Here is a 25,180-nt window from a genome sequence, read left to right as displayed (position 1 = left end):
GCCGGCAGATTTACAGTCTGCTCCCTTTGGCCACTCGGGAACCCCTCCAGGGTGTTTTTTCCTAACTCATAATGGATAGGCTAAAGAGATGTTTTTCCCAACGCATCTCTCAAGTGCGGAGCGCATCATAGCAAACACGCTAAACCTGTAAAGGGTTTTTCTTATGGTTTTGTGTTAAATGCTGCCTTTTTGGGCAAAGATGGCGAAAAGTACGCATATTGCTCGTGAAGTGAACATCTATACTAAGGTTTACGTACTGATAGGTAACACCTTGAGGTGACTGGCTTTCTGTATTGTGTTCAATGTGTCTAAAACATGATGAAACGTAAATGGAATTTAATCTAGATTTACACTTCTTGACGTTACAGCATTCATCAGTTGATAGAATACGGTTAATTTCATTTATAGATAATAATACCAATCGTAGTAAATAACGTGTCATCTTAGCTTGCTAAAATGCTCGAGAACAGCGTCAGATATTTTGATTGTAGAATAACTACTTATCGAAACTATCTGTTGAAAAGAGCTGCCTTGTTCTCAAGCTTTTCCCTAAGCTATTTCTGACCACTTACTCACTGTGATTGGTACAAACTTACTTGCAGACCATTATTATGAAGCATAAATCTGTTTTAACCCTGCTTAGCTTGTCTATTCTTATGGCGTCTCCAGCCGTACTTGCTAAACGTATGGGCCCTAGCACTGTCACTGTTGTTACTGAGCAGGTTGATATTCACCAAGTTAGCCAATCTCTTTCGTTGGTCGGTAAGTTAGAAGCCGAGCAATCGGTAATGATCACTTCTGAAGTGGCTGGCAGAGTGGACTCTATCAACATTAAAGCCAATCAAGATGTCACTAAAGGGCAGATGTTGGTTCAGCTTGATGACGACAAAGCGAAAGCGGCGGTTGCAGAGGCTCAAGCTTATCTAAAAGACGAGCAACGTAAGCTAGCGGAATTTCAACGCCTAGTGAAACGTAACGCGATCACGCAAACTGAAATTGACGCTCAGAAAACGAACGTAGAGATTGCCAACGCTCGTTTAGCTGCTGCAAATGCCAATCTGAAAGATCTTCACATCAGCGCGCCATTCTCGGGCACTGTTGGTTTTATCGACTTTAGCCGCGGTAAAATGGTGACAGCAGGTACTGAACTCGTGACCTTAGATGACCTATCGGTAATGCAATTAGATCTGCAGATCCCGGAGCGCTACCTTTCTAAACTGTCTAAAGGTATGAAAGTAACGGCTCGCACTAGCGCATGGGGCGACACTCAGTTCACTGGTACTGTAGTAGGCATTGATTCTCGTATTAACGCTGAAACCTTGAACCTTCGAGTTCGAATCCACTTCGACAACAATAATGATTATCTAAAGCCAGGTATGTTAGTGGCGGCGGATATGGACTTCCCACCAGTGGAAGCGCCAATCATTCCAGTTCAAGCGCTTGAGTATTCAGGTACGAAGCGTTTCGTTTATGTTATCGACGAAGATAATAAAGCAACTCGCACAGAAGTTTTCCTTGGGGCACGTATCGATAACGAAGTCGTGATCGACAAAGGCATCGAAATTGGCCAGAAGATCGTGGTGCAAGGTATCGTGAACATGCGTGACGGCGTCTTGGTTCAAGAGCTTGCCGTTAATCGCCCAGCTGATGCAGCAAGTGATAAAAAAGCACAAGAAGGCGCTAACTAATGTTGTTATCTGATGTTTCTGTAAAGAGACCAGTAGCGGCCGTCGTATTGAGCCTACTATTGGTTGTGTTTGGTATTGTCTCTTTCAATAAGCTCGCGGTTCGTGAGATGCCAGATATTGAAAGCCCGGTAGTATCGATCAGTACTCGTTATGAGGGTGCGTCTGCCACCATCATTGAAAGCCAAATAACCTCCAACCTTGAAGACCAGTTATCCGGCATCAGTGGTATCGATGAGATCGAATCCACAACGCGTAACGGTATGTCGCGTATCACGATTACTTTTGAGCTTGGTTACGACCTCAATACCGGTGTGAGTGATGTTCGTGATGCTGTAGCTCGTGCGCAGCGTTCATTGCCAGATGAAGCCGACGACCCAATTGTTTATAAGAACAATGGTAGTGGTGAAGCTTCGGTCTACATCAACTTAAGTTCGACGGAGATGGACCGAACGCAGTTAACCGACTACACCGAACGTGTGTTGATTGACCGCTTTAGTTTGATTTCTGGCGTGAGCTCGGTGGATATCTCAGGTGGCTTGTACAAAGTAATGTACGTGAAGCTGAAACCTGCGCAGATGGCGGGTCGTGGCGTTACTACCTCGGACATCACTTCTGCTCTGAACAGTGAGAACATTGAAAGCCCAGGTGGTGAAGTACGTAACGATGCGATTGTGATGTCGGTTCGTACCGCTCGTTCATATACCCAAGCTGAAGATTTTGAGTACCTTGTTGTTAAGCGTGCCTCTGATAACACACCTATCTACTTAAAAGACGTTGCTGATGTTTACATTGGGGCAGAAAACGAGAACTCGACCTTTAAGAGTGACGGCGTTGTTAACGTTAGTATGGGGATTGTGCCTCAGTCAGATGCGAACCCACTTGAGGTTGCTGACTTGGTCCATAAAGAAGTCGAAGCAATTCAAAAGTTCTTGCCAGATGGTACTCGTTTAGCTGTCGATTATGATTCAACTGTCTTTATCGATCGTTCGATCTCAGAGGTTTACAGCACACTCTTTATTACGGGTGGTTTAGTTATCCTCGTGCTTTACGTCTTCATTGGTCAAGCGCGTGCAACGCTGATTCCAGCAGTGACCGTTCCTGTATCGCTAATCTCGTCGTTTATTGCGGCGTACTACTTCGGCTTCTCTATCAACTTGATTACCTTGATGGCACTTATCCTGTCTATAGGTCTGGTGGTTGATGACGCTATCGTAGTGGTTGAGAACATCTTCCACCACATTGAACGTGGTGAATCGCCACTGCTTGCGGCTTATAAAGGGACGCGTGAAGTAGGATTCGCGGTAATCGCAACAACGCTTGTATTGGTGATGGTATTCCTGCCAATCTCGTTCATGGATGGCATGGTCGGTCTCCTGTTTACGGAGTTCTCGGTACTGTTGGCGATGTCGGTGATCTTCTCGTCGCTAGTCGCATTGACGTTAACACCGGTTCTGGGTAGTAAAATTCTGAAAGCGAACGTGAAACCAAATCGCTTCAATCGATTTGTAGAACGTGTGTTTGGCAAGCTAGAAGCCGGGTACAAAGCGGTATTGCGCCGTGCTTTAAACTGGCGTTGGGCAGCTCCAATCATCATTATCGCGTGTATGGGCGGTAGCTATGGCTTGATGCAACAAGTGCCGTCGCAACTGACGCCTCAAGAAGACCGTGGTGTTATCTTTGCGTTTGTTCGTGGTGCTGATGCAACCAGTTACAACCGTATGTCTGCCAATATGGACATCGTTGAAGAGCGCCTAATGCCGCTGCTTGGTCAAGGTTTCTTGAAGTCATTTAGTATTCAATCACCAGCGTTTGGTGGTAATGCGGGCGACCAAACGGGCTTCGTTATCATGATCCTGGAAGATTGGGATGAACGTGATGAAACCGCTCAGGAAGCGTTGAACGAAGTACGTAAATCTTTAAATGGTATTCCTGATGTACGTGTATTCCCATTTATGCCGGGCTTCAAAGGTGGTTCAAGTGAGCCTGTTCAATTCGTACTGGGTGGCTCTGATTACTCTGAGCTTCAGAAATGGGGCGAACTGTTAAAGCAAGCGGCTGAAGACTCTCCAATGATGGAAGGTGCGGACATCGATTACTCTGAGAAAACACCAGAGTTATTGGTAACCGTAGATAAACAACGTGCAGCCGAGCTAGGCGTTAGCGTTTCGGATATTTCAGATACGTTAGAGATCATGCTTGGCGGCCGTAGTGAAACCACTTTCGTTGACCGTGGTGAAGAGTATGACGTATACCTTCGTGGTGATGAGAACAGCTTTAATAATGCTAATGACTTGAGCCAAATCTACATGCGAACTCAGTCTGGTGAGCTGGTTACACTCGATACGTTGACGCACATTGAAGAAGTGGCATCCTCGATTCGTTTGTCGCACTACAACAAGCAGAAATCGGTGACCATCAAAGCGAACCTAATGGAAGGCTACACGCTGGGTGACGCACTTGATTTCCTTGATGAACAAGCGATTGAACAGCTACCGGGCGATATTTCAGTGAGTTACTCTGGCGAGTCAAAAGACTTTAAAGAGAACCAATCAAGTATCTTAGTGGTATTTGCGCTAGCGATGCTGGTCGCGTACTTGGTACTGGCCGCGCAGTTTGAAAGCTTCATTAACCCGCTGGTGGTGATGTTCACTGTACCTATGGGTATCTTTGGTGGCTTCTTAGGTTTGGTGTTGATGAATCAAGGGCTCAATGTCTACAGCCAGATTGGTATGATCATGTTGATCGGTATGGTGACCAAAAACGGTATCTTGATCGTAGAGTTTGCTAACCAACTTCGTGACCGTGGCATTGAGTTTGAAAAGGCGATCATTGATGCTTCGGCTCGACGTTTACGTCCAATCTTGATGACGGCGTTCACCACACTAGCCGGTGCAATCCCATTAATTACTTCAACGGGCGCAGGCTATGAAAGCCGAGTGGCAGTGGGTACGGTTATCTTCTTCGGTATGGGTTTCGCGACACTGGTAACTCTGTTCGTAATCCCTGCGATGTATCGACTGATTTCTGGCTCAACACGCTCTCCGGGTCATGTGGAAGCGGTTCTAAATAAAGAGCTGAGCCATGACAACGTGGGAAGAAGCAGTCACGGTTAATGAACACGCACGGCTAATGAACATGGAATAGTGTAACAATATTGAAAAGCCTGCGTTTGCTCCTAGCGAATGGCAGGCTTTTTTTGTATAACAAACAGAGCTCAACGAATTAATACAATAAATCGAATAAAGGAAAGTAAAGTGGCTGAATTTAAATACAAAGATCTTTCTCAAGAAGAACAAGATAAGCTAGATGCAGCAACCTTTCGTCGCCTGTTAGCACACCTAGACAACAATAAGGATGTTCAGAACATCGACCTTATGATCTTGGCTGGCTTCTGCCGTAACTGTTTCAGCAAGTGGTATAAAGCGGAAGCTGAGCAACAAGGCCTAGACTTGGATATCGATGACGCTCGTGAGCGCGTATACGGCATGACTTACGATGAGTGGAAACAAAACCATCAGCCAAAAGCGACACCTGAGCAACTAGCGGCGTTTGAAGCGAAGCAGAAGCCAGAATAATTTGTTCTCGCTAGAAATTGATGAATAGAATAAACCAAAAAAGAGCCCATCAAGGGCTCTTTTTATTTTTGCGTCGGTGTTTGTTCTGTGGTTAAGCCAACTCACCCGTTTGCGAGAAAGCTTCTAGCTTCGCTGCATAAGGTTGTAGGTCACCGATATTCAGATTTACCCACTCGTCATTAAAGTAAGTGTCTAGGTAACGTTCACCGCTGTCACATAGCAAAGTCACGATAGACCCTGTTTCGCCACGCGCTTTCATCTCACTGGCTAGCTGAAGCACACCGTACATGTTAGTACCGGTTGATGCGCCAACCTTGCGACCAAGAATTTCAGATAACCAATGTGTCGTTGCGATACTTGCTGCGTCTGGGATTTTTCGCATTTCGTCAACCACACCAGGAATGAAGCTTGGCTCTGCTCGTGGGCGACCAATACCTTCAATCTTGCTGAATGTATTGCCTTTCACGTTCGCATTGCCTGTTTGGAAGTATTCGTGGAATACAGAGTTTTCAGGGTCGACAACACAAAGCTTAGTTTCATGCTGTTGGTAGCGAATGAAGCGGCCGATAGTTGCAGAAGTACCGCCAGTACCTGGGCTCATTACTACCCAAGCTGGAACTGGGTGATCTTCCATCTGCATTTGATTGAAAATCGAGTTCGCTATGTTGTTGTTACCACGCCAGTCGGTTGCGCGCTCAGCGTAAGTAAATTGATCCATGTAGTGACCATTCAATTCTTCTGCTAAACGGCGAGACTCATCGTAAATTTCATCTGAGCGGTCCACAAGATGCGCTTGGCCGCCGTAGAATTCAATTTGCTCGATCTTTTTCTTCGCTGTGCATTTTGGCATTACCGCGATAAATGGAAGGCCAAGTAGGCGAGCAAAGTACGCTTCAGATACCGCAGTGCTACCCGATGAAGATTCAATGATCGTTGTTTCTGGGCCAACCCAACCGTTACAGATAGCGTATAAGAACAGAGAACGCGCTAAGCGGTGCTTCAAAGAGCCCGTTGGGTGTGTGCTTTCATCTTTAAGGTAAACATCAATGCCTTCGATACTTGGTAGATCGAGCTTGATAAGGTGCGTATCCGCTGAGCGTTGGTAGTCCGCTTCAATTTTACGAATCGCGTTGTTAATCCATTGATGGTCAGTGCACATAAACGTTCTCCTGATCGAGTGTAGGAATTCTTTGTAATTGGTATGGTTCTAATTTATCTATAATCGGAGAGAAAAACTTTGCCATATTTGCTTTGTTTTGCTTAAATTGTAGAAAATTATTCTCTTTAAATGCGATTTGGTGAAAGTGTGATAGATGCCGTAGATAAAAAAATATTAGGGTTACTGCAAGAAGACAGCACCCTGTCATTGAACGATATTTCTGAAGCGGTCAATCTCACTACAACGCCTTGTTGGAAAAGGCTTAAGCGCCTCGAAGAGAACGGTATTATTGAGAAAAGGGTCGCGTTATTGAACCCGGAAAAACTGGATCTTTCCTTTACTGCGTTCGTATTGGTGAAAACCAGTGATCATTCTCATGAGTGGTATGGTCGTTTTGTGAATACTGTGTCGGAATTTCCAGAAGTGATGGAGTTCTATCGTATGGCTGGCGAATATGATTATATGATGAAGGTTCAGGTTAAAGACATGAAGTGCTTTGATGATTTCTATAAGCGCTTGGTGAATAGCATTGATGGTATCTCTAATGTGACCTCGACGTTTGCGATGGAACCATTAAAGTACACGACAGCATTACCGCTTTAAGCTGCCCCTAGTAATAGATTAACTATCGCTTTAGTTTAGATATCGCCTCTGCGATAAAGAAAAGGATTATTCATGTTTGCAAAAGTATCTACCGCTATCCAGCTAGTATTGGCGGTTGCCATTTTTTACTTGGGTTACACCATCTACTCGTTTACCAATAAAGTCGGTGAAATCGTTGATACTTATCCGCAAGTTATCGAAGACATTTCGGGCCTCACGAAAGGGCTCAAAGTAGAAGAGCTATTAGCGCTTGCTGAACATGTCAGCGATCTTGCTCCTCAGGTGTTAAACACTGTCGAAGAAGTTAGAAAGACGATCGATGACGTGAATCAAACAGTAGCCTCGGTCGACAACAAAATCCCTGCGATATTAGATGAAGTCAAAAATGTTCGAACGGAAGTCGAGCAGGTAAGAACCGATGTTATTCCTCCAACATTAACGGAATTAAAGAGATACCGCGTAGATGTAATGCCACCAATGCTCGCTGAAAGTAAGTCTTACCGCGAACAGACTATTCCTGTCATCGTCACTGAATCTGAAATGCTACGAGCGGAAGTCCCAGGTATTTTGGCGCAAGCTAATTTGTTAGCTGATAAGAGTAAAGAGCTCGCTCAGGGAGCCGCAGAGGGCGCGGTGAAAGGCGTAGTGTTATCGCCATTTAACCTACTGCGTGACGCAGGTGATGGTATCAAAACGCGAGTTCAGAGCGAGTTTGAGCCAACGTTAGAAGTTGAGTAGGTTTAATGATTTTTAGGTGACGAATTTTCTTAAGCGTCATTAAAGAAAGAGGCTAGGTATTAAACCTAGCCTCTTTTTGTTTGTGCATATTTGTGGCTTGTAAGAAGCGTTTATCCGCTATTTATTTGAGCGCTACTTAGTAAAACGCATCACACCTTCTTGTACTGCTGTCGCTACGAGCTCACCTTTCTGGTTGAAGATCTCGCCGCGCACTAGGCCGCGAGTGTTCGCCGCCGTTGGGCTTTCAATCGCATAAAGCAGCCATTCATCCATCTTGAATGGGCGATGGAACCAGATTGAATGGTCAATCGTCGCTACTTGGAAGTTTGGCGTCATGATAGAGACTTCATGCGGGTGAAGCGCCGTCACCAAGAATCCCCAGTCCGATGCGTAAGCAAGCAAGTATTGGTGAATCAAGTGGTTGTCTGGCATTGCGCCATTCGCTCTTACCCAGAGGTACTGTTTCGCTTCCGTCTTCTTAGGTTTCAGTGGATTTACCACCGTCACCGGGCGCATCTCAATCGGCTTTTCGCCACAGAAGGTTTTGCGCAGTTTCTCTGGTAAGAATTCCGCAATGTGGCTTGCTAATTCAGTTTCTGAGGCAAAGTTCTCTGGTCCCGGAATATCAGGCATTGAAATCTGGTGCTCAAACCCTGGCGCATCGCCATGATAAGAAGCAGTGAGATAGAAAATAGGGCGGCCATTTTGAATCGCTTTTACACGGCGTGTGCTAAAGCTGCGTCCATCTCGTAGGTTCTCAACATCGTAAATGATTGGCTTTTCAGGATCGCCGGGAAACAGAAAATAACTGTGGAACGAGTGAACACTACGGTCGTCTTGAACGGTATAACGAGCAGCAGAAAGCGCTTGTCCCAATACCTGACCGCCGTATACCTGTGGTAGGCCTAGGTTCTCACTTTGCCCACGGAATAAACCTTCTTCCAGTTTTTCTAGCTGAAGTAAACTTAGTAATTCTTGTAAAGGTTGACTCATCGCCAGCATTCCTCTTCGTAAAATGGGTGTCAGATTATGGTGTTAATCATTTAGCTTAGTCAGATATCTGTCAATAAATCATAGGGTTTCAAGACAGAATATGAAAGCTCTCTTATAATTGGTGAGTAGATTTGCCGAGTCCGGCAAACATGTTGAGAGAAATTGAATATGAAAAAGGCTCTAATTCTTATTACGTCTTTAGTATCGTTTGGCCTACTTGTTGGTTGCCAAGCAACATCAGAAACGAGCGCTTCTCAGGAAGTGGTTGCAGAGAACACTCAAGTGATTTCAGGAACAGTAAGCTACCGTGAAAGAATTGCATTGCCAGAGAATGCAGTGGTTACCGTTACGCTAGAAGATATCTCACTGGCTGATGCACCATCGACGGTTATCGCAACTCAAGAGTTCACCACAGACGGTAAGCAAGTACCGTTCGCATTCGAGCTGAGCTACGACAACGACAAAATTAAAGCTAACCACCGTTACAACATGCGCGCATCGATTCATGTTGACGGTAAACTGCGTTTCATAACGGACACGATTAAGTCAGTAATTACTGATGTAGAAAATACACAGCAAGCAGACCTACGTTTGGTTGGTGTTCGTTAATCAGAAATCGGTGCCACTGTTAAGGCATCTTGATTGGCTTAACTTAGCCAGTTGAATTAGCGATTAATGGCAGCTTTAGGGCTGCCATTTGTATATTCTGAGTTTGATCTTTCCTGCATCACTCACCTCAACCCCTTCTTTAACCAAATGCTGCTTTTGTCGGTCGAACGAATCACCCTTTAAAGATATTTCACCCTTGCTGTTGATTACCCGATACCAAGGCAGTTTGCTACCTTCTGGCAGGTTACCCAGCGCTTTACCAACATGGCGCGCATAGCCCGGAAATCCTGAAAAACGTGCGATGTCTCCATAAGTTGTTACTTTCCCATATGGAATTTGGTGAATCACAGCAAAGATTTGAGGCAAAAATTGGTCCATACTAAATGTTCCTAGTTCATTAATACCACGGATCGGTAGAAGGAGAGGGCTATGGTATTTACAACGTTTCAGTTCTTGATAACCACATTATTAGCGGTTGTCTGCGCGAGAGCAATCAGTTTAAGTGAGGGAGATATCCCAGTACTTGCAATGGTCATTCCTGCTTTATGGATTTTGCCGCAAGGAGGCATCGCAGGATTAGCTTTGCTTGTCTCCATGACCACTTATGGATTAACGCTACCGCTACAACCCATAACGCTCTCAGTCAGTGTATGGGTATTATTCCCACTATTGATGGTGGTCTTTTCAAAACGCAGCAGTTTGTCGGTCGTGATTATTTCTGGCTTGATCGTCGCAACGCTACAAGTCGGGATTATGGTGACCCAATCCGCAGGTAAGCTTGAAGGCGTTCCTTGGGTTACCACACTACAAACCTTGTCAATCATCGTTATTTGGTGGGCGGCAAATCATCTTAAGCCAGCCAGCCGACACAGCTGGTGGTCATTAGGCTTGATACTTCCATTATGGATGGCCGATTTACCTTATGCCGCTTTGGTTGCTTTGTGTGTAACGGGCATCATGGCATCGATGGAAACACTGACGCGCTTGAAAACCTTCCGCTGGAATAAACTATTGTGTTGGACATTGCCGACGGTTGGTTTTGCGGCACTGGTGATTACCCCAAGCATCGAAGTGCCTAGTCCAGTCTTTGTGGTGTGGTTATGTCTATTAGGCACCGCGTGGATGACAGACTACATCATTCGTACAGAAGATAACGAAGACATCGATATCTAGTACGTAGATAACCCGAACCTTACAAATGCAGGTAAATGGTGAATTTACCTGCGATTTTCTAGTGGTTTGAATAAAGGATAAGCACTTAGACAGCAATTGTTCAAAAATAGGGTGGAAGGGCTTGCAATGGTTGCTGTGATGCTTAATAATCCAATCACTCTTTGAGGCAAGCCTCTTAGAAAACGAATCTATGGGGGCCTGGTCCTCCCGCAACAATAGCTCGTGAACTCGGTCAGGCCTGGAAGGGAGCAGCCGCAGCGAGTGACTTGTGTGCCGGGATGTGGCTGGGTTCCCACCCTTTAAAAAAGCCGCTCTTCATGAGCGGCTTTTTGCTATCTGCAATTTATGTAACGTTCCCACCCATCTCGTTTGTACTTGGACTTTATTCGATAGATTCAAAGCTTTTATATAGACACTAATTAATAGGCTTGATATTTAAAATAAATATAAATTAATGGTCTATTGATATTCTTAAGATTATATCTCGCGAAATTCTTCAAAGTTTTAGTTAGTAGATTGTCAATTTTCTTAGATCGCGCGAATAAAACCAATATACGACTGAAGGTGCTCTTTAATGGCTATGGTGCATAGTGTACCCTTTACTGAGAGAGAGTTTGATAAAAGTTAAATATGAACATCTATATCTTTAATAAGACTGTAGCGTGTTTACTATACTTCTATGCGGGCAACTCGTAGATTTATGTTTAAGTCACATAAATTGGAGAGAAATTGGCTAATATCAAATGAATACAGTTAACGATATGTCTCGAGGTGTCTTTTTTGTTTATGAATACAAAACAAGCTCTGAAAATTGCAGAAGACGGCTACGCACCATTATTTAAAGCCACAGACTTTTTACTAATAAATCTGTCTTTAGCAGTTATTGTCAATACGGTATTTGTTGATGAAACCGCAATCGATGTGGCAGCGGCGTTTTTTGTCACGACATTCTTTTTGTTATTCGGCGAGTATTGTCATTTATATCGTGTTCATGTACGTCGGCGCCTCGATTCTTCAATTGTTCGAATTGTTGCGACAGCCTTCTTTACTTTGATCGCAATGGAGATCGTAAAATATAACGTAGAAGACTTAGTCGGAAGTCAAATAAGTCACTTTAACAATGGCTTGTATTATATCTGGTTTGCTAGCGCTATGTTATCAACCATTCTAATTCGAGTTATTGCTTTTACGATCTATCGTTCGTGTTTTAAAAAGTACAAAAAGGTAAAGAGAATAGCGATTGTCGGGCTATCACCAGCAGCAATTGCTTTGGAGAAGCAATTGCTGATTTATTATAGGAGCCAGGACATAGAGATTGAACTGTATGACGACCGTAAGGAAGAACGGTTTGGATATATGATTAAATCTCGTTATGTTGGCACTGTAGATATTTTGATAGAACAAGCGCAACACAACCAGATTGATGAGGTTTACATTGCGTTACCTATGATTGCAAAAGAGCGAATCACTCGTTGTCTGACACTTTTATCTGATACTACCGTCGATACTTTTATGGTTCCCGATCTGTATAGCTATAACCTATCAGCATCCCAATTCAAGTCTGTTGGTAATGTACAAACGTTAAGTATCTTTGGTACTCCATTTGATGGGATAGGTGGAGTGATCAAGCGTATCGAAGATATTGTCTTAGCTAGCCTCATTTTGTTGCTTATTACGCCTGTTCTTTGTGCTGTGGCAATCGGAGTCAAACTCAGTTCTAAAGGTCCCATCTTGTTTAAACAAGATCGTTATGGTCTGGGTGGAAAAAAGATCAAGGTATGGAAATTTCGCTCTATGAATGTGATGGAGAACGGGGACGATTTTAAACAAGCAACGCATTCAGACCCAAGAGTGACAAAGTTTGGTGCGTTTATTCGCCGAACATCTTTAGATGAGCTTCCTCAATTCTTTAATGTCTTACAAGGTTCAATGTCTATCGTAGGGCCAAGACCTCATGCAGTTGCTCACAATGAGCAATATCGAAAGATTGTCTCTAACTATATGATTAGACACAAAATCAAGCCAGGTATAACAGGTTGGGCACAAATTAATGGCTATCGTGGAGAGACAGAAACCGTCGATAAAATGAGTAAACGGGTTCAGTATGACATCGTTTACTTACAGAGCTGGTCGCTTTGGTTGGACATTAAAATAGTGTTTCTAACGGTATTTAAAGGGTTTGTTAGTGAAAAGGCGTACTAGCCTACTAAGTATCAGCGCTGTAGTTTTATTTGGTTTTGTTAGCCAAGTTTGTCATGCAGAGCTTACTCCCAAGTCGCATATCTCAGTAGCGGGTATCGATGTCCAGTCAGAAGTTGGCGCTGAGTATGGTCAGGATTCAAATGTGACATACCAAGTTAACCCTATGAACGAGATTGCATCAGCTTACACCAAATTAACACCGTACTTGCGTGCAGTAGGCGAGCGTGGAGAGGACCGCTATGTGTTGGTGTATTCTGGTGATTATTCACGCTACGACAGTGCAAGCGATGATGATTACACCGACCATTTTTTAATGTTTCGATCTTCGTTGAGGTTCGGGCTTAAGCACGGTCTTGATTGGTTTATCCAGCAAGATTGGGGGCATGAAGAACGGGGGACAGAGCTAACGGAAGGTTTCAATCCTACTCAGTTTACGTCTTTTGGAGTGAATACACCGTTACAAAACCGGTTCTTAAATAGTGAGATACGATATAGCTATGGTGCGCCTGAGGGGCGGGGGAAATTAGACCTTGCGTGGCAGGTTAAAGATATAGCGTTTGATGAGTTGGACGAAGTTCAAAGCGCATCCAGTGACTTCTACCATTATATAAAGGAGCAGGAATGGAACGAAAATACTATAACTGCTGAATTGTTCGACCAGTATTCATCGCGGACTCGTTTTCGATACAGTCTAATTAGTAACCTACGAAGCTATGAAGCGAATTCGGCTAAGGATTCGAGTGAACATTATGCGCTTATCGGTTTGAAGTCCCAAAGAACGGGAAAGCTGTTAATAGAGACTGATTTAGCTTGGTTGTACAAGCGTTTTCCGAATAACAGAGAGGCACAATCGTTCAGTGGTTTAAATTGGGACGCCAATATTAACTGGCAACCACTCAAGCATTCGAAGTGGTCTTTATATGGTTGGCGTAGAGTCAAAGACCCAACGGAAGAAGGTGGTTATATTCTTAACACTAAGGTCGGTCTATCATGGGAACATCATTGGTGGGTCGAGAGGTTAAGTACTACGGTTGATTATGGAAGAGAAGTCGATGACTATCGGGTAGAACAGAATGATAGAAAGGATGATCTAGACGTTGCGTCAGTCACGTTAGGATATGATTTTCGGCCTTCTATTAGGCTTGAGTTGAACTATCAGTTCGCCCGCAAACGTTCGAGCGAGGATGAAGTCGTGTTTTTCATCGGAGATAACTCCCAATCCTCGGTGAGTCGTAAACTTGGCTATGACAAAAACACAATTGGATTGGCACTAAAGGTACAGATCTAGAGATGAAAAAAATAAAGCTACTGTTATTAGGTTACTGTGTGTTGATGGGCTGTATTAGTTTTGCTGCAGCCGCAAACACGATAGCACCTGAAAAAGAAGTGAAAAATACTACTTCCATGACTCTTGAAAATAGCCATCATCCGGCTAACAGTGAGACTCGAGAGTACCTTTTGGGGCCAGGGGACCAGATACGAATCTGGGTGTATGGGGAGAAAGAAATGTCGATGTCTTTAAAGATAGGCAAGCGTGGTGATATTAATTTTCCTTATATAGGTCGAGTACAGCTCTCAGGACAAACGACAGACTCGATAGAGCATGATATTGAAACTCGTTTGAAAGCTGGGTTTATTCGTTCGCCAATGGTGACCGTTACTATGGAAGGGTTCCGTAAATTTTACCTTCTTGGGGAAGTTGAAAACCCTAATGGCTACGAATATGAGCCCCAACTTACTGTAGAACAAGCGATTGCTATGGCCGGTGGCTTCACTGATCGGGCTGATAGAGGTGATATTAACATTCGCCCTTCAGGGAAAAAAGAAATGATAAAAAAAGTCGAGATGACACACTCTGTCTATCCCGGCGATGTTGTTATTGTTGAGAAGAGCTTTTTCTAAGGTGATAAAAGTAATGGTAGAACGTGGTAAACCTTTAGAAAGTAACGTTAACTTTGCACCGTTTTTGGCTGCTCTGAAAATTCATGGGCTTAAGCTATTGCTGGTTACAGTAGTTGTAACGGGGTTAAGCCTGCCAGTGATTTGGTCGATGACGGCTAAGTATGTCTCGACTGCGACAGTATTGATTAAAGCGCAATCGGACAATGTCTCTCCGATTGATCCGATCGAAGATTATGACTCTGCTCGCTCACAGTACTATGAAACGCAATTTAACCTAATGCAATCTAGAGTCGTGTTGGTTAAAGCTGTTGAAGCGTTAGAACTGCAACAAAATGAAGAGTTTAATGGTTCAACGTTAACTGGCAATGGCGATTGGACACTGCCTCGAGAGCTACGCATTAACCATGCGGTTAAAGAGTTGAAGCGACACCTAACATTTACTTCAGTCCGCTTAACTCAATTAGTTTATGTGTCTTATGAATCTACGAACGCACAACAAGCTTCAACAATCGCAAATGCAGTGGCACAAGCTTTTATTGATTATACGGTGGAGCAAAAAATTGCTAAAATCCAGCAAGCTAAACGATGGAATACGCAACAGCTAGGTGTACTCAAACAACAAATTAGTCAGCAAAAGAAAGAAATAGACGCATTTTTGCAAAGCGAGGGGTTACTGACCTTCCGAGGTGTTGATGGTTTTGAAACAGAAGAACTTGGGATTATTACCAATAAATTGGCGGATGCAAAAGAGAGGCGCTTAGCTGCTCAAGCTAATTATGAATTGGTGAGCCAATATATGAAAGGTGATACAGGGACTCTCACCTCGTTGCCTGACTTCTCCTCCCACCCTCAGCTACAAGATCTTAGAATTGCACTTATACAAGCAAAACGGAAATTATCAGATCTTAATCGACGATATGGACCTAAACACCTTAAAGTTCTTGAGGCCAATGCTGAAATTGAGGTGATTCACAAGCAAACTGTACGCCTGCTTGATGAGCTAAAATTAGGGCTTCAGCAAAAATATCAAGCAGAACTTATCAAAGAAAATCATTATAAAGCGCTCTTAGCTCTGCATAAAAAAGACTTCTTTGCACTTGCAGATAAGCGTGATCATTATGATGGCTTGATGGCAGATCTTACTCAAAAGCAATCGCTGTATGAGCAGCTTTATCTGCGTACTACTGAGCATACTCTTAATACGACGTATAGAGAGCAAGATGCACGAATTTATGATCCCGCGGTGGCTAGTGAGCGTCCAGCGAAACCCAACAAGCCATTGTTAGTCGTGATGATAAGTATTATGACAATGCTAGTTAGTGCTTTGGTTGTCATTATTCGAGCAGCCACAAAGCAAACAATAACAACTCTTGCACAGCTGGAAGCAAAGCTTGGATTAATTCCACTAACTGACATGCCTTCATTTACAAGTGAACCGATGTCGACATGGATGTTAGGTAAGCAAATTCGTTCCAACCAATATGCCAACGAGATCGGAAATGGCGCTTATACCGCATTATCTTTAGCTCGCCCAAGTAGTCAGTGTGTCGGTGTCGTATCGTCATACCGACAAGAAGGTGCAACGACGACGGCGTTATTATTAGCTGCTGCGGTCAGTGAAGTGAAACCAACTTTACTGCTTGATTTGGATTATCGTGGAGAAGGCGAATTTACAAGAGATATTATTGCGGACAGTCACTGCAGTTCCCCTAAGTTTAACGTACAGGAAGAAATTGCTGGGTTTAGTCATTTGGTGTTTAGCCAATTGAGTTCGGTACAAATAGGTGATGAAAACAAGTCTTCATCATTACAAGAAGCACTACAACTCGATATTGAGCAAGTCATTATGCCAATATCACAGGGATTGTCTTATATCGCCCCTGGTACCCTGGCTGAATCACCATTAACTTTTTTTGCTCGCCCAGAATGTGAATCTGCATTGTTGGCACTTTGTCAGCGTTTTGAATCTGTCATCATAAAGCTTCCAGCTCTGAATGATAGTAAGGATGCACAGCTCCTATTGCGCTTTTTGGATAGCTTGATTGTCGTGGTCAAATCTGATCAACATACGGCGAATGAAATAAAGCATCAACTAAATAAGTTGTCGCCGTTGTTGGACCAGCGAGCTTTTGGAGTACTCAATCAAGTGAGTGATGACCGAGTTGTGGGTGAAGAGTCTCTGCGTTTTATTGCTCAAGGTAGTATGGATTTACTCAATATCGAGGGCTCTTAGTGAGCTTGCTTAAAAGCATTTCCACTATTGCGACATCATCGATATTGTCTCAGTTAATTGGGGCTGGTTCGATATGGTTGATTTCGCATTGGTACGGGATGTCGGAAGTCGGCTCATACGCGTTAACGTACAGTATTGCCTTAATCGGAGCACAAGTTTGTACGTTTGCATCACAGCTGCTATTGCCAAAACAACAGAGTAACGAGCTAGGGCAAAATGTCTCTTTTTGCTTGTTATTTAGTGTTTGTGCGTCGGTCATTTATTCTATGGGCATTGCATGTTTGTTTGACCGTCCTATTCTTCAAACTCTGATGTTAACGTTGGCACATGCATGGGTTTTGATCTCTGAGAATCTACTGCTGAGAGTTCAAAAAATGAAGTCACTAGCTTTACAGCGAACATCGATTTCGATGTTAGTGTTGTTACTTATTGCTGTCAGTGAAGACTTGAGTGCATTCTATTGGGCTTGGGGAGCATCGTTGCTAGTGTGTATGTTGCTATGTATTGGTTACTCTCTACCAAGAAACGTGATGAATCTACAGCAATTCTCGCTTTCATCCTTGTCACTGTTTTTCCGTAAGCACAAACATCATATTGTCAAAGTTGGGAGCGCTGAGATTTTGGCGATGGTGAATAATAATTTACCCGTTATCCTTATTAACGTGTGGTTCAGTCCTGTTGTAGCCGGTTATTACGCCGTAGTTAGCCGATTTTGCTTAGCGCCTATTGTTATCATTGGTAACGCTGTAAGAAACTCTATTTTTTCCACTTGGTCTGTCGACTTTAGACGCAATCAGTTTAATTACGCTGAATTTTCCAAGGTGCGCCGGTTACTCTTTGCTATGGGGACTACGGCGGTGCTTGGAGTTTTCATTTTCTACCCCATAGTGATGCAATTAGGGGTTAGCGCTGAATGGGTCGCTTCAGTGCCAACTTCTCGCTATATGCTACCGTATTTGTTTATGGCGCTAGCGGTGTGCCCATTGACCGTTCTTGAGTTGGTTTATGGCTCTCCCAAGTATTTCCTTCGCATTCAGCTTGAGCAACTTATGGTGGTGGTATTGGCTTTTGGTGCGCTGCCATTTTTTATAAGTGATTATGCATACTCGGTTATTGCCTTCGCCCTACTGTCTTCTATTCGATACCTGTTTATTTATTTTGAAGTGAATAAAACGGCTGTGCGACTTCGTCGAACGATGGAGGTTACTTGAAGATAAATAATGGTCTGTTTTTGCAGGTATACACGTTTGTAACGTTAGTTGCTTGTGGGCTAGTACAGTATCTGACTGGTGTCGGCGCAGTGCTTTGGCTGCCATTTGTTGCTGCCTTTGCGATGGTTTTGTTGCTATTGATGCAAACCAATTATGAAGCGGTTAAGTTAGATAATATAGAAACAGTACTCACATTGTTGTTGGTGGGGGCCTATACGTTGATCTTAGCGTCGACAGTTCTACAAAATGGGCTGACGGTGACCATTGTAGGTTGGAAGAACGAACTTGCATTGTCGCTTATTTTTCTATGCTTACTATTGGGGTTTATCCGAGAGTCGCAGCTTTACCGCGTGGTGCAGATGCTATATTGGATTTTCTATCTACAATTCCCAGTTATCTTGTATCAGATTTTAGTTGTTGTCCCACAACGTGTCGCTTTGAAAGGTGAATTTGAAAAGTGGGACTCTGTGGTAGGGACTTTCGGTGGTGACCCTATGGGCGGGGGAAACACGGCAGCATTAGGGTTATTCTGTTTACTTGTCATGCTCCTTAAATTGTCTGAATTTAGGCATGGTGTAGTTAGTCGGCTTAACATGATACTACATATTGTTGCAGCGTTTATTTTGTGTGTTCTTGGTGAAGTTAAGTTCGTCATTTTGCTTGCTCCTATACTTTTAATTTTTGTTTGGCTGTGCCCTAGTTATGTTTACGGCGTTAGGCAAAAGGATATTAAGAAAGTGCTTCTTATGGTCTGTACCATGGGGTTGTTAGTTTTATTGGCAATAGTTGTCCTTGCTGCCTCTTACGCAACCGCTTTTGATACCGACCCTGACCACAGTGCTTTAAAGGTGTTTTGGGATTCTTTAGAGTATATATATGACTCAAATTACATCTTACCAACGGGAGAGTTAGGGCGGATGACCACGCTATTTTTCTGGTTGGATAATAGTCAGCTTTATGGATGGTCTAACGTGTGGTTTGGTTATGGGTTAAATGCAACCAACCACGGTAGTTCGGTAGCTCCAGGTTTCTTGAATCAAATATTTAATGTCCTTCTAGATTCTACGTCACTAAGCATGATGTTGTGGGAATTTGGCGTCGTTGGGTTAGTCCTATTTTTATGTCCAATTTTATTGGCGCTAAAGGTGTCAATGCCCAAGGAAGTGCTAAAACGTGAGCTGTTATCGATGCAAGACATTCAATTGCTCTCTTGGCAACCTGCATTTATTGCATTTAGTTTTGCAGGTTTATTAAGCTTACCTTACAGCCAAATTTTAATGTTGGTGCCTATGTTGCAGTTCCTTTTCTATTTTTCACTTGGCGGAAGTCTAATCATACGTAAGACTGTTATTCAATCGGGGGCAAGGTTATGAGTTCTTTACCTAGAGTCACCGTGATTATAAAAACACTCAATGAACAAGGTGGTATTGCTGCGACGATTAAAAGCGTTCAAAGTCAGCTTAAGAATTATCAATATGATGTCATTGTTGCCGATAGCTTATCTGATGATGATACGCAAAAAATTGCGTTAGAGAATGGCGCTAAAGTCGTGACGTTAATCAACGCTAATGATCGTTGCTGCGGCGTAGGCCATCAACTTGGCTATTTATACAGCACTGGTGACTATCTATTGTTATTGGATGGTGATATGCGTTTACAAGACGGATTCATTGATGCGGCGATAGCATTTCTGGAAAAAGAGCCGACTTACGCCGCGGTGGCGGGGACGGTTGAAATGGATGAAGCGAATAGCTACGAATTTAAATCTCGCCAACAAAGGCATCACAAAATATACCCTACTGGTGATTGTAGTCATTTAGCCGGGGGAGGGCTGTATCGGGCGAGTGCAGTCAATGATATCGGTTATCTTACACATCGCACATTGCATGCCTATGAAGAGGCCGAGCTTGGTATGAGACTCGAACATGCTGGTTACAAATTGCATCGTTTGGATACCCCGTTTTTCCATCATACTTCTTATGATATGCCGACGTTAACGTTACTGCGCTACCGATGGAACCGTGGTTATTTGTTTGCGTCAGGCGAATTGCTAAAGAGCGCGTTTGGTAAAGCGTATTTTCGAAAAGCTGTGAGTGTGGTGCGTAATGAGCTGATCTTTGCTTGCTATCTTGCTTGGTTAATTTTGGCCTTGCTGGTGGGTAATGTTTCGTTGTTGACCATTAGCCTGTTGCCATTGATGCTTTTCTTTGCTGCGAAGGCGTTTAAAAACCGCTCAATAAAGGACGGTGCGCAGAGCATTATTAATTTGACAGTATTTTCAGCCGGATTGGTAAATGGTTTGTTGTTGCCCATTAAAGACCCAAATCAACCACCGTCACATAAAGTGTTAGAGCGAGATGTGTCATGAAAGTATTGGTGGTGAATAAGTTTTTTTTCTTAAAGGGGGGCGCTGAAACGGTCTTTTTTCAAGAAAGAGAAATGTTGATGGATCGAGGGTTTTCGGTTATCGACTTTTCAATGGCTCACAATGACAACTTGGTATCTGATTACAGTGCTAGTTTCGTCAATAACGTGGATTATCACGCTAATGCTACTTTACTTAGCGCGTTGAAAACGGCAATGCGGTTTGTGCATAACATAGAGGCGTGTGAAAAGCTTTCTGAGTTGATTGCTACCGAGCAACCCGATATCGTTCACTTTCACAACATTTATCACCAGCTGACCCCCTCAATTATCAAGGTTGCTAAACAAGCCGGATGTAAAACGGTACTCACCGCTCATGATACTAAAATAGCCTGTCCTAGTTATACAATGTATCGTGATGGACACACCTGTGAAGCGTGTTTACAAGGAAGTGTTTTTAACGCTTTAAGATATCGCTGCCAACAAGGATCATGGTTTAAAAGTGGCTTACTTGTTGTAGAGGCTCTGTATCAATCGCTCGCTCAGAATTATCAATCACTGGATGTGATAGTTTCACCTAGCCAGTTTTTAGCCAATATCATTCGTCGCAAGCTCCCTAATAATAGAATTGAGGTCATAGTTAATGGCATTAACGAGAACGTTGATCAGCAAGACGTGGCAGATCATCGATATTTTTTATATTTAGGGCGGTTGAGTCAGGAAAAAGGCGTAGCGACAATGGTAGCGGCATACGAGTTGTCTAACCAATCGATACCATTAAAAATAGCCGGTACAGGACCACTTGCAGACTCCCTATCAGGGAAACAGAGTAAGGTCGAGTGGCTAGGTTTTAAAACGGGGCCGGATTTACATTTACTCATTAAACAAGCGAGTGCAGTTATTGTCCCTTCGGAATGCTATGAAAACTGTTCTATGTCAGTGCTTGAGGCTATGTCGTACGGGAAGCCTATTATCGGCGCTAATATTGGAGGTATCCCCGAGCAAGTTCGAGATGGAAAGGAGGGGCGTTTATTTGAAGCGGGTAATGCCCATGATCTTGCCAATGTGATGGATGAGTTTACGATACGGCCAGAGCTTACAAAGTACTATGGTGAACAAGCAAGACAACGCTTAGAGTCTCGCTATTCATTGAGAGCACATCATCAGCAGTTGGTCGATTTGTATCAAAATTTATTGGGTGAACAATCATGAAAGTAACCGTACTAGGGACGCGTGGTATTCCTGATGTATTAGGAGGAGTCGAAACTCACTGTCAGCACCTTTACCCTCTTATCGTTAAGCAAGGGTTTGAGATAGAGGTTATCGCTCGTTCTCCTTATGTCGCTTATAAAACGAGGAGTTATAAGGGGGTCGAGACCAAAGCACTGTGGGCTCCGAAAAAGACATCGCTAGAAGCTATTGTTCACTCGACTATTGCGGCATTTTCTACCTTAACGGATGGCTCGAATGTGGTGCATGTTCATGCGATCGGCCCTGGGTTAGTCGTGCCACTGTTACGTTTGATTGGAAAGAAAGTGGTATTCACCCATCATGGTCCAGATTATCAGCGTGAGAAATGGGGGAAGCTAGCAAAGATTGTTTTGAAGCTCGGTGAGAGTTTTGCCGTTAAATATGCCAATGAAGTCATTGTCATATCAGAGGTGATTAATGACCTTATTAAGCAATCTTATCAAAGAGATGATGCACATCTTATTTATAATGGAGTTAACCCGGCTAAGTCTCTGCCTGTTGATGTCGTATCATCTATATTAGATCGCTACCAGTTAAGTGCGCGAGGATATATTGTCGCGGTAGGACGTTTTGTTGAAGAAAAAGGCTTCCATGATCTTCTCCAAGCCTACGCAAAATCCAAGCTTGATATGCCGCTCGTACTGATCGGAGATTCCGATCATGAAAGTGAATACAGTCGCTCATTAAAACAAGCAGCGAAGGACACCCCAGGCGTTATACTGACCGGTTTTCTCAAAGGGGAGGAACTACAAGTTGTATTTTCTCAAGCTAAGTTATTCGTAATGCCTTCTTATCATGAAGGGCTGCCTATTGCACTGCTAGAAGCGATGTCATATTCCTTACCTGTGGTGGTTAGCGATATTGCGCCAAACAGTGCGGTTGGACTTGAATCTGATTGCTATTACCCAGTCAAAAATATAGATGAATTATCACAGGCAATAAAGAAAAGGAGTGTGCTGCCTCTACAAGACTATCAACACTTTTTAGAACGATATGACTGGCATAAAATCGCTGATCAAACGGTGAATGTTTACAATAACATGTTGGGAAGCAAGCGTGACTAATCGTCTTAATAAAAACAATGATACGGATGAGCCTAATAAGAGCCGGGCTGTGACTCAATTTTACCGAGTTTTACAGCAAGAAACGCAACAAAGCTTGAGTGAAGAACAAAGGCAAGCTATTGAAAAAGCAGTTAATCAAGTTGGCTTAGTCGCAAAACATTCCGTTGATATCCGTAAAAGCTTTCCTTGGTTTGGCAAGCGCTATTATGTCGTGCTGTTGAGTGGGCGTGATCGTCGTACAGCAGAGCGTCAAGGTGAGTCTAAATGGTTAGTCTATGCTACAACGGTATTGCTAACTACCTTTGTCCTTGCGGGGGGGATGCTCGCTCTACTGGCATTGTATTTGTTAAAGTCTGCACTGGGTATCGATCTGTTCGAGAGCTTTTCACTAGGTATATGGGACTGGTTTCAATCACTATAAGGGTTGAACTTGAGTGATAAATGATAGGAAATAAACAAGTGAAAAAAGTCATTAACTGGCAGTGCTCATGGCTATACCTATTATCGTTAGCATGCTTTGTTACCTCATACGCCTATGCTGACGAAGTAGGGGATAAAGTGACGTCAATCACGGCACTCAATACGCCTATCTCTAATCCAGGTATGGGGGTTGAAACGTTTCACGACGGGTGGGGTACCGTATTAACTCTTGAGCAATATCCTGTCTCGGGAATGGGATACTACCGGTATTATTGGAGTGAACTTGAGCCAAGCGAAGGTGAATACAACTTTTCTCTCATTGATGACTTGCTTGAACAGAATGCCAAGCAATCAAAGCGAGTAGCTTTGCGTTTTATGACACTTGATGAACCATTCTCAGGAACAAAAATTCCACAATGGCTCATCGATAAAGGTATCGAAGGGCAGTGGGTTGAAAATGGAAAAACTTTCGTAGCCGATCTCGATGACCCAACTTATTTATACTATGTAGAAAAATTACTTAGTGCTTTCGGGCAACGTTACGATAATGACTCGCGGCTTGCTCAGATTGACATAGGTATGGTGGGTTCTTGGGGAGAGTGGCATAACAGCAACTTTCCAGAGCTTGAACCACTATTTAGTAGGTATTCAGAACATCAGTTAAATAAGTTCGTTGATCTGCACTTTTCAGCATTCCCAAATACTGCAAAATTAATGCTTATCAACGGGGGGGATTCTTTCGCATACGCATTAGAAAAAGGTGCTGGCTGGCGTGCCGATTGCTGGGGCGATTGGCATAATTTTGGCCCTACTTGGAGTCATATGAACGATGACTACCCGTATCGAATTCAACAAGCAAACTCGCAAACACCAATATTTGATACGGCTTGGCAGCGCCAGCCGGTTAGTTTTGAAGTCTGTGGTGACATGCATGGTTGGCTAGCCACACAACATTACACAAGAGCTCAAGTGGCTGCCTCATTAGATTGGGCGATTAATCAGCATGCGAGTAGCCTAAACTTGAAATCGAAGCCAATTCCCGAACAGTACCGCGATTTGTTAGATAATGCGTTGCTAAAAATTGGATATCGCTTTCGAGTGGATACGATTCGTCATTCAGCTTACCTGTCGATGGGGAAAAACCTCTCTCTGGAAGCTCATCTTTTTAACGATGGAGTGGCACCAACATACCAACCTTATTATGCATATTATCGATTAGTAAACAGCAACGATCAGGTGGTTTCGTTTGCAAAAGATAGTACAAGTAGCGAAGCTTGGCTCCCTGGGGATTATAAATCTATTGCGAACTTCTCATTGCCGACAGATCTAAATGTCGGTCGTTATTATATCGAAATAGCAGTGAGTGAAAGTCGTGACAGTAAACCTTTGAATTTGGCAAATATAGGGAAACAGCCTGATGGTTGGTATCGGCTAAGTGAAGTGATCATTGAAGAGTAATGACAATTGTCATTACTCTTCTAATGCATGCTAGATAAGATGGTCTGGTTAGCCCTGATTACTCAATCTAATTCGCAGGCAACACAACGGCAGACGCTTCTTCCTCTGAATCTTCTTTGTCTTCGACTTGTTCAGCTACCCAATCAATTGTCTTTGTTAGATAGAGCTTATTGGTTTCAGTATCACACCAACTCTTCGACAATCCTCTTCGATTAAACTCGCTGCCAATGGCCGCCAATGTTTGGTTACTCGAGCGCCCGTAATACAAGGTGTCGCACAGTTGCAGGTTCGACATCGATTGTGGGTATGTGTTAACCGACGAGGAGTTCATGCTCAGTGCTTTTGATTGGTTATGAGTACATCCTGTTAGGCTCAGGAAAAAGAAAAGGATTAGCGTATTTTTCATGGTGTATCAGGTCTATTGCCGATGATTTGAAGACAGTATTGGCGTGTATGATTAGATTATTGTCAATTTTTTGCCAACTAGGGCGTGTTGATCTTTCGTGAGTGTTTTTTGAACAGCATGGTAAAGAGTTA

22 protein-coding genes and 1 other RNA gene are annotated in these 25,180 nt (G+C 43.3%); 19 read left to right on the top strand and 4 right to left on the bottom strand.

What is annotated here, in order from left to right; translation table 11 throughout:
• The first annotated feature begins 611 nt into the window (after positions 1-611).
• The 3 genes from AB6D06_RS05395 (at position 612) to AB6D06_RS05385 (ending at position 5,263) form a co-directional block, all read left to right on the top strand.
• Positions 612-1,688 carry an efflux RND transporter periplasmic adaptor subunit gene (locus AB6D06_RS05395; protein ID WP_050644646.1) on the top strand — a complete coding sequence of 359 codons (1,077 nt, stop codon included), beginning with the start codon at positions 612-614 and terminating at the stop codon, positions 1,686-1,688.
• Positions 1,688-4,801, top strand: coding sequence for a vibriobactin export RND transporter permease subunit VexH (gene vexH, locus AB6D06_RS05390; protein ID WP_065584122.1), 3,114 nt, complete (start codon positions 1,688-1,690; stop codon positions 4,799-4,801). Before AB6D06_RS05395 ends, vexH begins: the two co-directional genes overlap by 1 nt.
• A 141-nt stretch (positions 4,802-4,942) precedes the next feature.
• Positions 4,943-5,263, top strand: coding sequence for a DUF1244 domain-containing protein (locus AB6D06_RS05385; protein WP_004736423.1), 321 nt, complete (start codon positions 4,943-4,945; stop codon positions 5,261-5,263).
• Between the two features lie 91 nt (positions 5,264-5,354).
• On the opposite strand, the gene AB6D06_RS05380 is transcribed toward AB6D06_RS05385, so the two are convergent.
• Complete coding sequence (locus AB6D06_RS05380; RefSeq protein WP_017067311.1) at positions 5,355-6,422, bottom strand: PLP-dependent cysteine synthase family protein; 1,068 nt, start codon at positions 6,420-6,422, stop codon at positions 5,355-5,357.
• Between the two features lie 129 nt (positions 6,423-6,551).
• Here AB6D06_RS05380 and AB6D06_RS05375 point away from each other — a divergent pair, with 129 nt between their 5' ends.
• Both AB6D06_RS05375 and AB6D06_RS05370 read left to right on the top strand, forming a co-directional pair.
• Complete coding sequence (locus AB6D06_RS05375) at positions 6,552-7,025, top strand: Lrp/AsnC family transcriptional regulator (protein ID WP_017062025.1); 474 nt, start codon at positions 6,552-6,554, stop codon at positions 7,023-7,025.
• Between the two features lie 72 nt (positions 7,026-7,097).
• Entirely contained in the window at positions 7,098-7,763 is a 666-nt protein-coding gene (locus AB6D06_RS05370) for a hypothetical protein (RefSeq protein ID WP_065584123.1), read from the top strand.
• Between the two features lie 132 nt (positions 7,764-7,895).
• Here AB6D06_RS05370 and tesB read toward each other — a convergent pair whose 3' ends face one another.
• Positions 7,896-8,756, bottom strand: coding sequence for an acyl-CoA thioesterase II (gene tesB / locus AB6D06_RS05365; RefSeq protein ID WP_029235187.1), 861 nt, complete (start codon positions 8,754-8,756; stop codon positions 7,896-7,898).
• Positions 8,757-8,924: 168 nt separating this feature from the next.
• Between tesB and AB6D06_RS05360 the strand changes: the two genes are divergently transcribed.
• The gene (locus AB6D06_RS05360) at positions 8,925-9,365 is read left to right on the top strand and encodes a YbaY family lipoprotein (RefSeq protein WP_017058951.1); all 441 of its coding nucleotides are present in this window, start codon (positions 8,925-8,927) and stop codon (positions 9,363-9,365) included.
• Positions 9,366-9,440: 75 nt separating this feature from the next.
• Here AB6D06_RS05360 and AB6D06_RS05355 read toward each other — a convergent pair whose 3' ends face one another.
• Entirely contained in the window at positions 9,441-9,743 is a 303-nt protein-coding gene (locus AB6D06_RS05355; RefSeq protein WP_004736416.1) for an MGMT family protein, read from the bottom strand.
• 51 nt (positions 9,744-9,794) lie between these two features.
• On the opposite strand from AB6D06_RS05355, the gene AB6D06_RS05350 reads away from it, so the two are divergent.
• The 13 genes from AB6D06_RS05350 to AB6D06_RS05290 all read left to right on the top strand — a co-directional run bounded on the left by AB6D06_RS05350 (position 9,795) and on the right by AB6D06_RS05290 (position 24,643).
• A complete protein-coding gene (locus AB6D06_RS05350) occupies positions 9,795-10,538 on the top strand; it encodes a hypothetical protein (RefSeq protein WP_017080372.1) in 744 nt (247 codons plus the stop codon).
• A gap of 196 nt (positions 10,539-10,734) precedes the next feature.
• Positions 10,735-10,831, top strand: an RNA gene (gene ffs, locus AB6D06_RS05345) — signal recognition particle sRNA small type.
• 493 nt (positions 10,832-11,324) lie between these two features.
• On the top strand, positions 11,325-12,740 hold the full coding sequence (locus tag AB6D06_RS05340) for an undecaprenyl-phosphate glucose phosphotransferase (RefSeq protein ID WP_372109999.1): 1,416 nt from the start codon (positions 11,325-11,327) through the stop codon (positions 12,738-12,740).
• On the top strand, positions 12,724-14,028 hold the full coding sequence (locus AB6D06_RS05335; RefSeq protein WP_102333008.1) for an outer membrane beta-barrel protein: 1,305 nt from the start codon (positions 12,724-12,726) through the stop codon (positions 14,026-14,028). Before AB6D06_RS05340 ends, AB6D06_RS05335 begins: the two co-directional genes overlap by 17 nt.
• 11 nt (positions 14,029-14,039) lie before the next feature.
• Positions 14,040-14,642: a polysaccharide biosynthesis/export family protein gene (locus AB6D06_RS05330; protein ID WP_372050168.1), complete on the top strand. Its 603-nt coding sequence runs from the start codon at positions 14,040-14,042 to the stop codon at positions 14,640-14,642.
• Positions 14,643-14,655: 13 nt separating this feature from the next.
• Positions 14,656-16,875, top strand: a complete 2,220-nt coding sequence (locus AB6D06_RS05325) for an exopolysaccharide transport family protein (protein WP_372109998.1) — start codon at positions 14,656-14,658, stop codon at positions 16,873-16,875.
• Positions 16,875-18,086: a lipopolysaccharide biosynthesis protein gene (locus tag AB6D06_RS05320; protein ID WP_372109997.1), complete on the top strand. Its 1,212-nt coding sequence runs from the start codon at positions 16,875-16,877 to the stop codon at positions 18,084-18,086. The genes AB6D06_RS05325 and AB6D06_RS05320 overlap by 1 nt, the downstream gene beginning before the upstream one ends.
• Positions 18,083-19,459: a capsular biosynthesis protein gene (locus AB6D06_RS05315; RefSeq protein ID WP_123283004.1), complete on the top strand. Its 1,377-nt coding sequence runs from the start codon at positions 18,083-18,085 to the stop codon at positions 19,457-19,459. Before AB6D06_RS05320 ends, AB6D06_RS05315 begins: the two co-directional genes overlap by 4 nt.
• A complete protein-coding gene (locus AB6D06_RS05310) occupies positions 19,456-20,454 on the top strand; it encodes a glycosyltransferase family 2 protein (RefSeq protein ID WP_123283005.1) in 999 nt (332 codons plus the stop codon). The genes AB6D06_RS05315 and AB6D06_RS05310 overlap by 4 nt, the downstream gene beginning before the upstream one ends.
• Positions 20,451-21,662: a glycosyltransferase family 4 protein gene (locus tag AB6D06_RS05305; RefSeq protein WP_102333003.1), complete on the top strand. Its 1,212-nt coding sequence runs from the start codon at positions 20,451-20,453 to the stop codon at positions 21,660-21,662. The genes AB6D06_RS05310 and AB6D06_RS05305 overlap by 4 nt, the downstream gene beginning before the upstream one ends.
• Positions 21,659-22,765 (top strand): glycosyltransferase family 4 protein, encoded by a 1,107-nt coding sequence (locus tag AB6D06_RS05300; protein WP_123301817.1) that lies wholly within the window; start codon positions 21,659-21,661, stop codon positions 22,763-22,765. The genes AB6D06_RS05305 and AB6D06_RS05300 overlap by 4 nt, the downstream gene beginning before the upstream one ends.
• 49 nt (positions 22,766-22,814) lie before the next feature.
• On the top strand, positions 22,815-23,186 hold the full coding sequence (locus tag AB6D06_RS05295; RefSeq protein ID WP_170964679.1) for a hypothetical protein: 372 nt from the start codon (positions 22,815-22,817) through the stop codon (positions 23,184-23,186).
• A gap of 38 nt (positions 23,187-23,224) precedes the next feature.
• Positions 23,225-24,643: a DUF4832 domain-containing protein gene (locus AB6D06_RS05290; protein WP_372058622.1), complete on the top strand. Its 1,419-nt coding sequence runs from the start codon at positions 23,225-23,227 to the stop codon at positions 24,641-24,643.
• A gap of 67 nt (positions 24,644-24,710) precedes the next feature.
• Here the strand turns inward: AB6D06_RS05290 and AB6D06_RS05285 are convergent, their stop codons facing one another.
• Positions 24,711-25,049, bottom strand: a complete 339-nt coding sequence (locus AB6D06_RS05285) for a hypothetical protein (RefSeq protein WP_372099755.1) — start codon at positions 25,047-25,049, stop codon at positions 24,711-24,713.
• Between the last annotated feature and the right edge of the window lie 131 nt (positions 25,050-25,180).

Origin of the sequence: Vibrio sp. 10N.239.311.G01 (assembly GCF_041465805.1) — a bacterium.
GTDB classification, from domain to species: domain Bacteria; phylum Pseudomonadota; class Gammaproteobacteria; order Enterobacterales; family Vibrionaceae; genus Vibrio; species Vibrio crassostreae_C.
This window is presented reverse-complemented; position numbering and strand designations above follow the sequence as displayed.

Bases quoted from the DNA above. Each gene is read 5' to 3' on its own strand.
- AB6D06_RS05395 (WP_050644646.1), top strand. From the start codon at position 612: ATGAAGCATAAATCTGTTTTAACCCTGCTTAGCTTGTCTATTCTTATG.
- vexH (WP_065584122.1), top strand. From the start codon at position 1,688: ATGTTGTTATCTGATGTTTCTGTAAAGAGACCAGTAGCGGCCGTCGTA.
- AB6D06_RS05380 (WP_017067311.1), bottom strand. From the start codon at position 6,422: ATGTGCACTGACCATCAATGGATTAACAACGCGATTCGTAAAATTGAA.
- AB6D06_RS05375 (WP_017062025.1), top strand. From the start codon at position 6,552: ATGCGATTTGGTGAAAGTGTGATAGATGCCGTAGATAAAAAAATATTA.
- AB6D06_RS05370 (WP_065584123.1), top strand. From the start codon at position 7,098: ATGTTTGCAAAAGTATCTACCGCTATCCAGCTAGTATTGGCGGTTGCC.
- tesB (WP_029235187.1), bottom strand. From the start codon at position 8,756: ATGAGTCAACCTTTACAAGAATTACTAAGTTTACTTCAGCTAGAAAAA.
- AB6D06_RS05360 (WP_017058951.1), top strand. From the start codon at position 8,925: ATGAAAAAGGCTCTAATTCTTATTACGTCTTTAGTATCGTTTGGCCTA.
- AB6D06_RS05355 (WP_004736416.1), bottom strand. From the start codon at position 9,743: ATGGACCAATTTTTGCCTCAAATCTTTGCTGTGATTCACCAAATTCCA.
- AB6D06_RS05350 (WP_017080372.1), top strand. From the start codon at position 9,795: ATGGTATTTACAACGTTTCAGTTCTTGATAACCACATTATTAGCGGTT.
- AB6D06_RS05340 (WP_372109999.1), top strand. From the start codon at position 11,325: ATGAATACAAAACAAGCTCTGAAAATTGCAGAAGACGGCTACGCACCA.
- AB6D06_RS05325 (WP_372109998.1), top strand. From the start codon at position 14,656: ATGGTAGAACGTGGTAAACCTTTAGAAAGTAACGTTAACTTTGCACCG.
- AB6D06_RS05310 (WP_123283005.1), top strand. From the start codon at position 19,456: ATGAGTTCTTTACCTAGAGTCACCGTGATTATAAAAACACTCAATGAA.
- AB6D06_RS05305 (WP_102333003.1), top strand. From the start codon at position 20,451: ATGAAAGTATTGGTGGTGAATAAGTTTTTTTTCTTAAAGGGGGGCGCT.
- AB6D06_RS05300 (WP_123301817.1), top strand. From the start codon at position 21,659: ATGAAAGTAACCGTACTAGGGACGCGTGGTATTCCTGATGTATTAGGA.
- AB6D06_RS05285 (WP_372099755.1), bottom strand. From the start codon at position 25,049: ATGAAAAATACGCTAATCCTTTTCTTTTTCCTGAGCCTAACAGGATGT.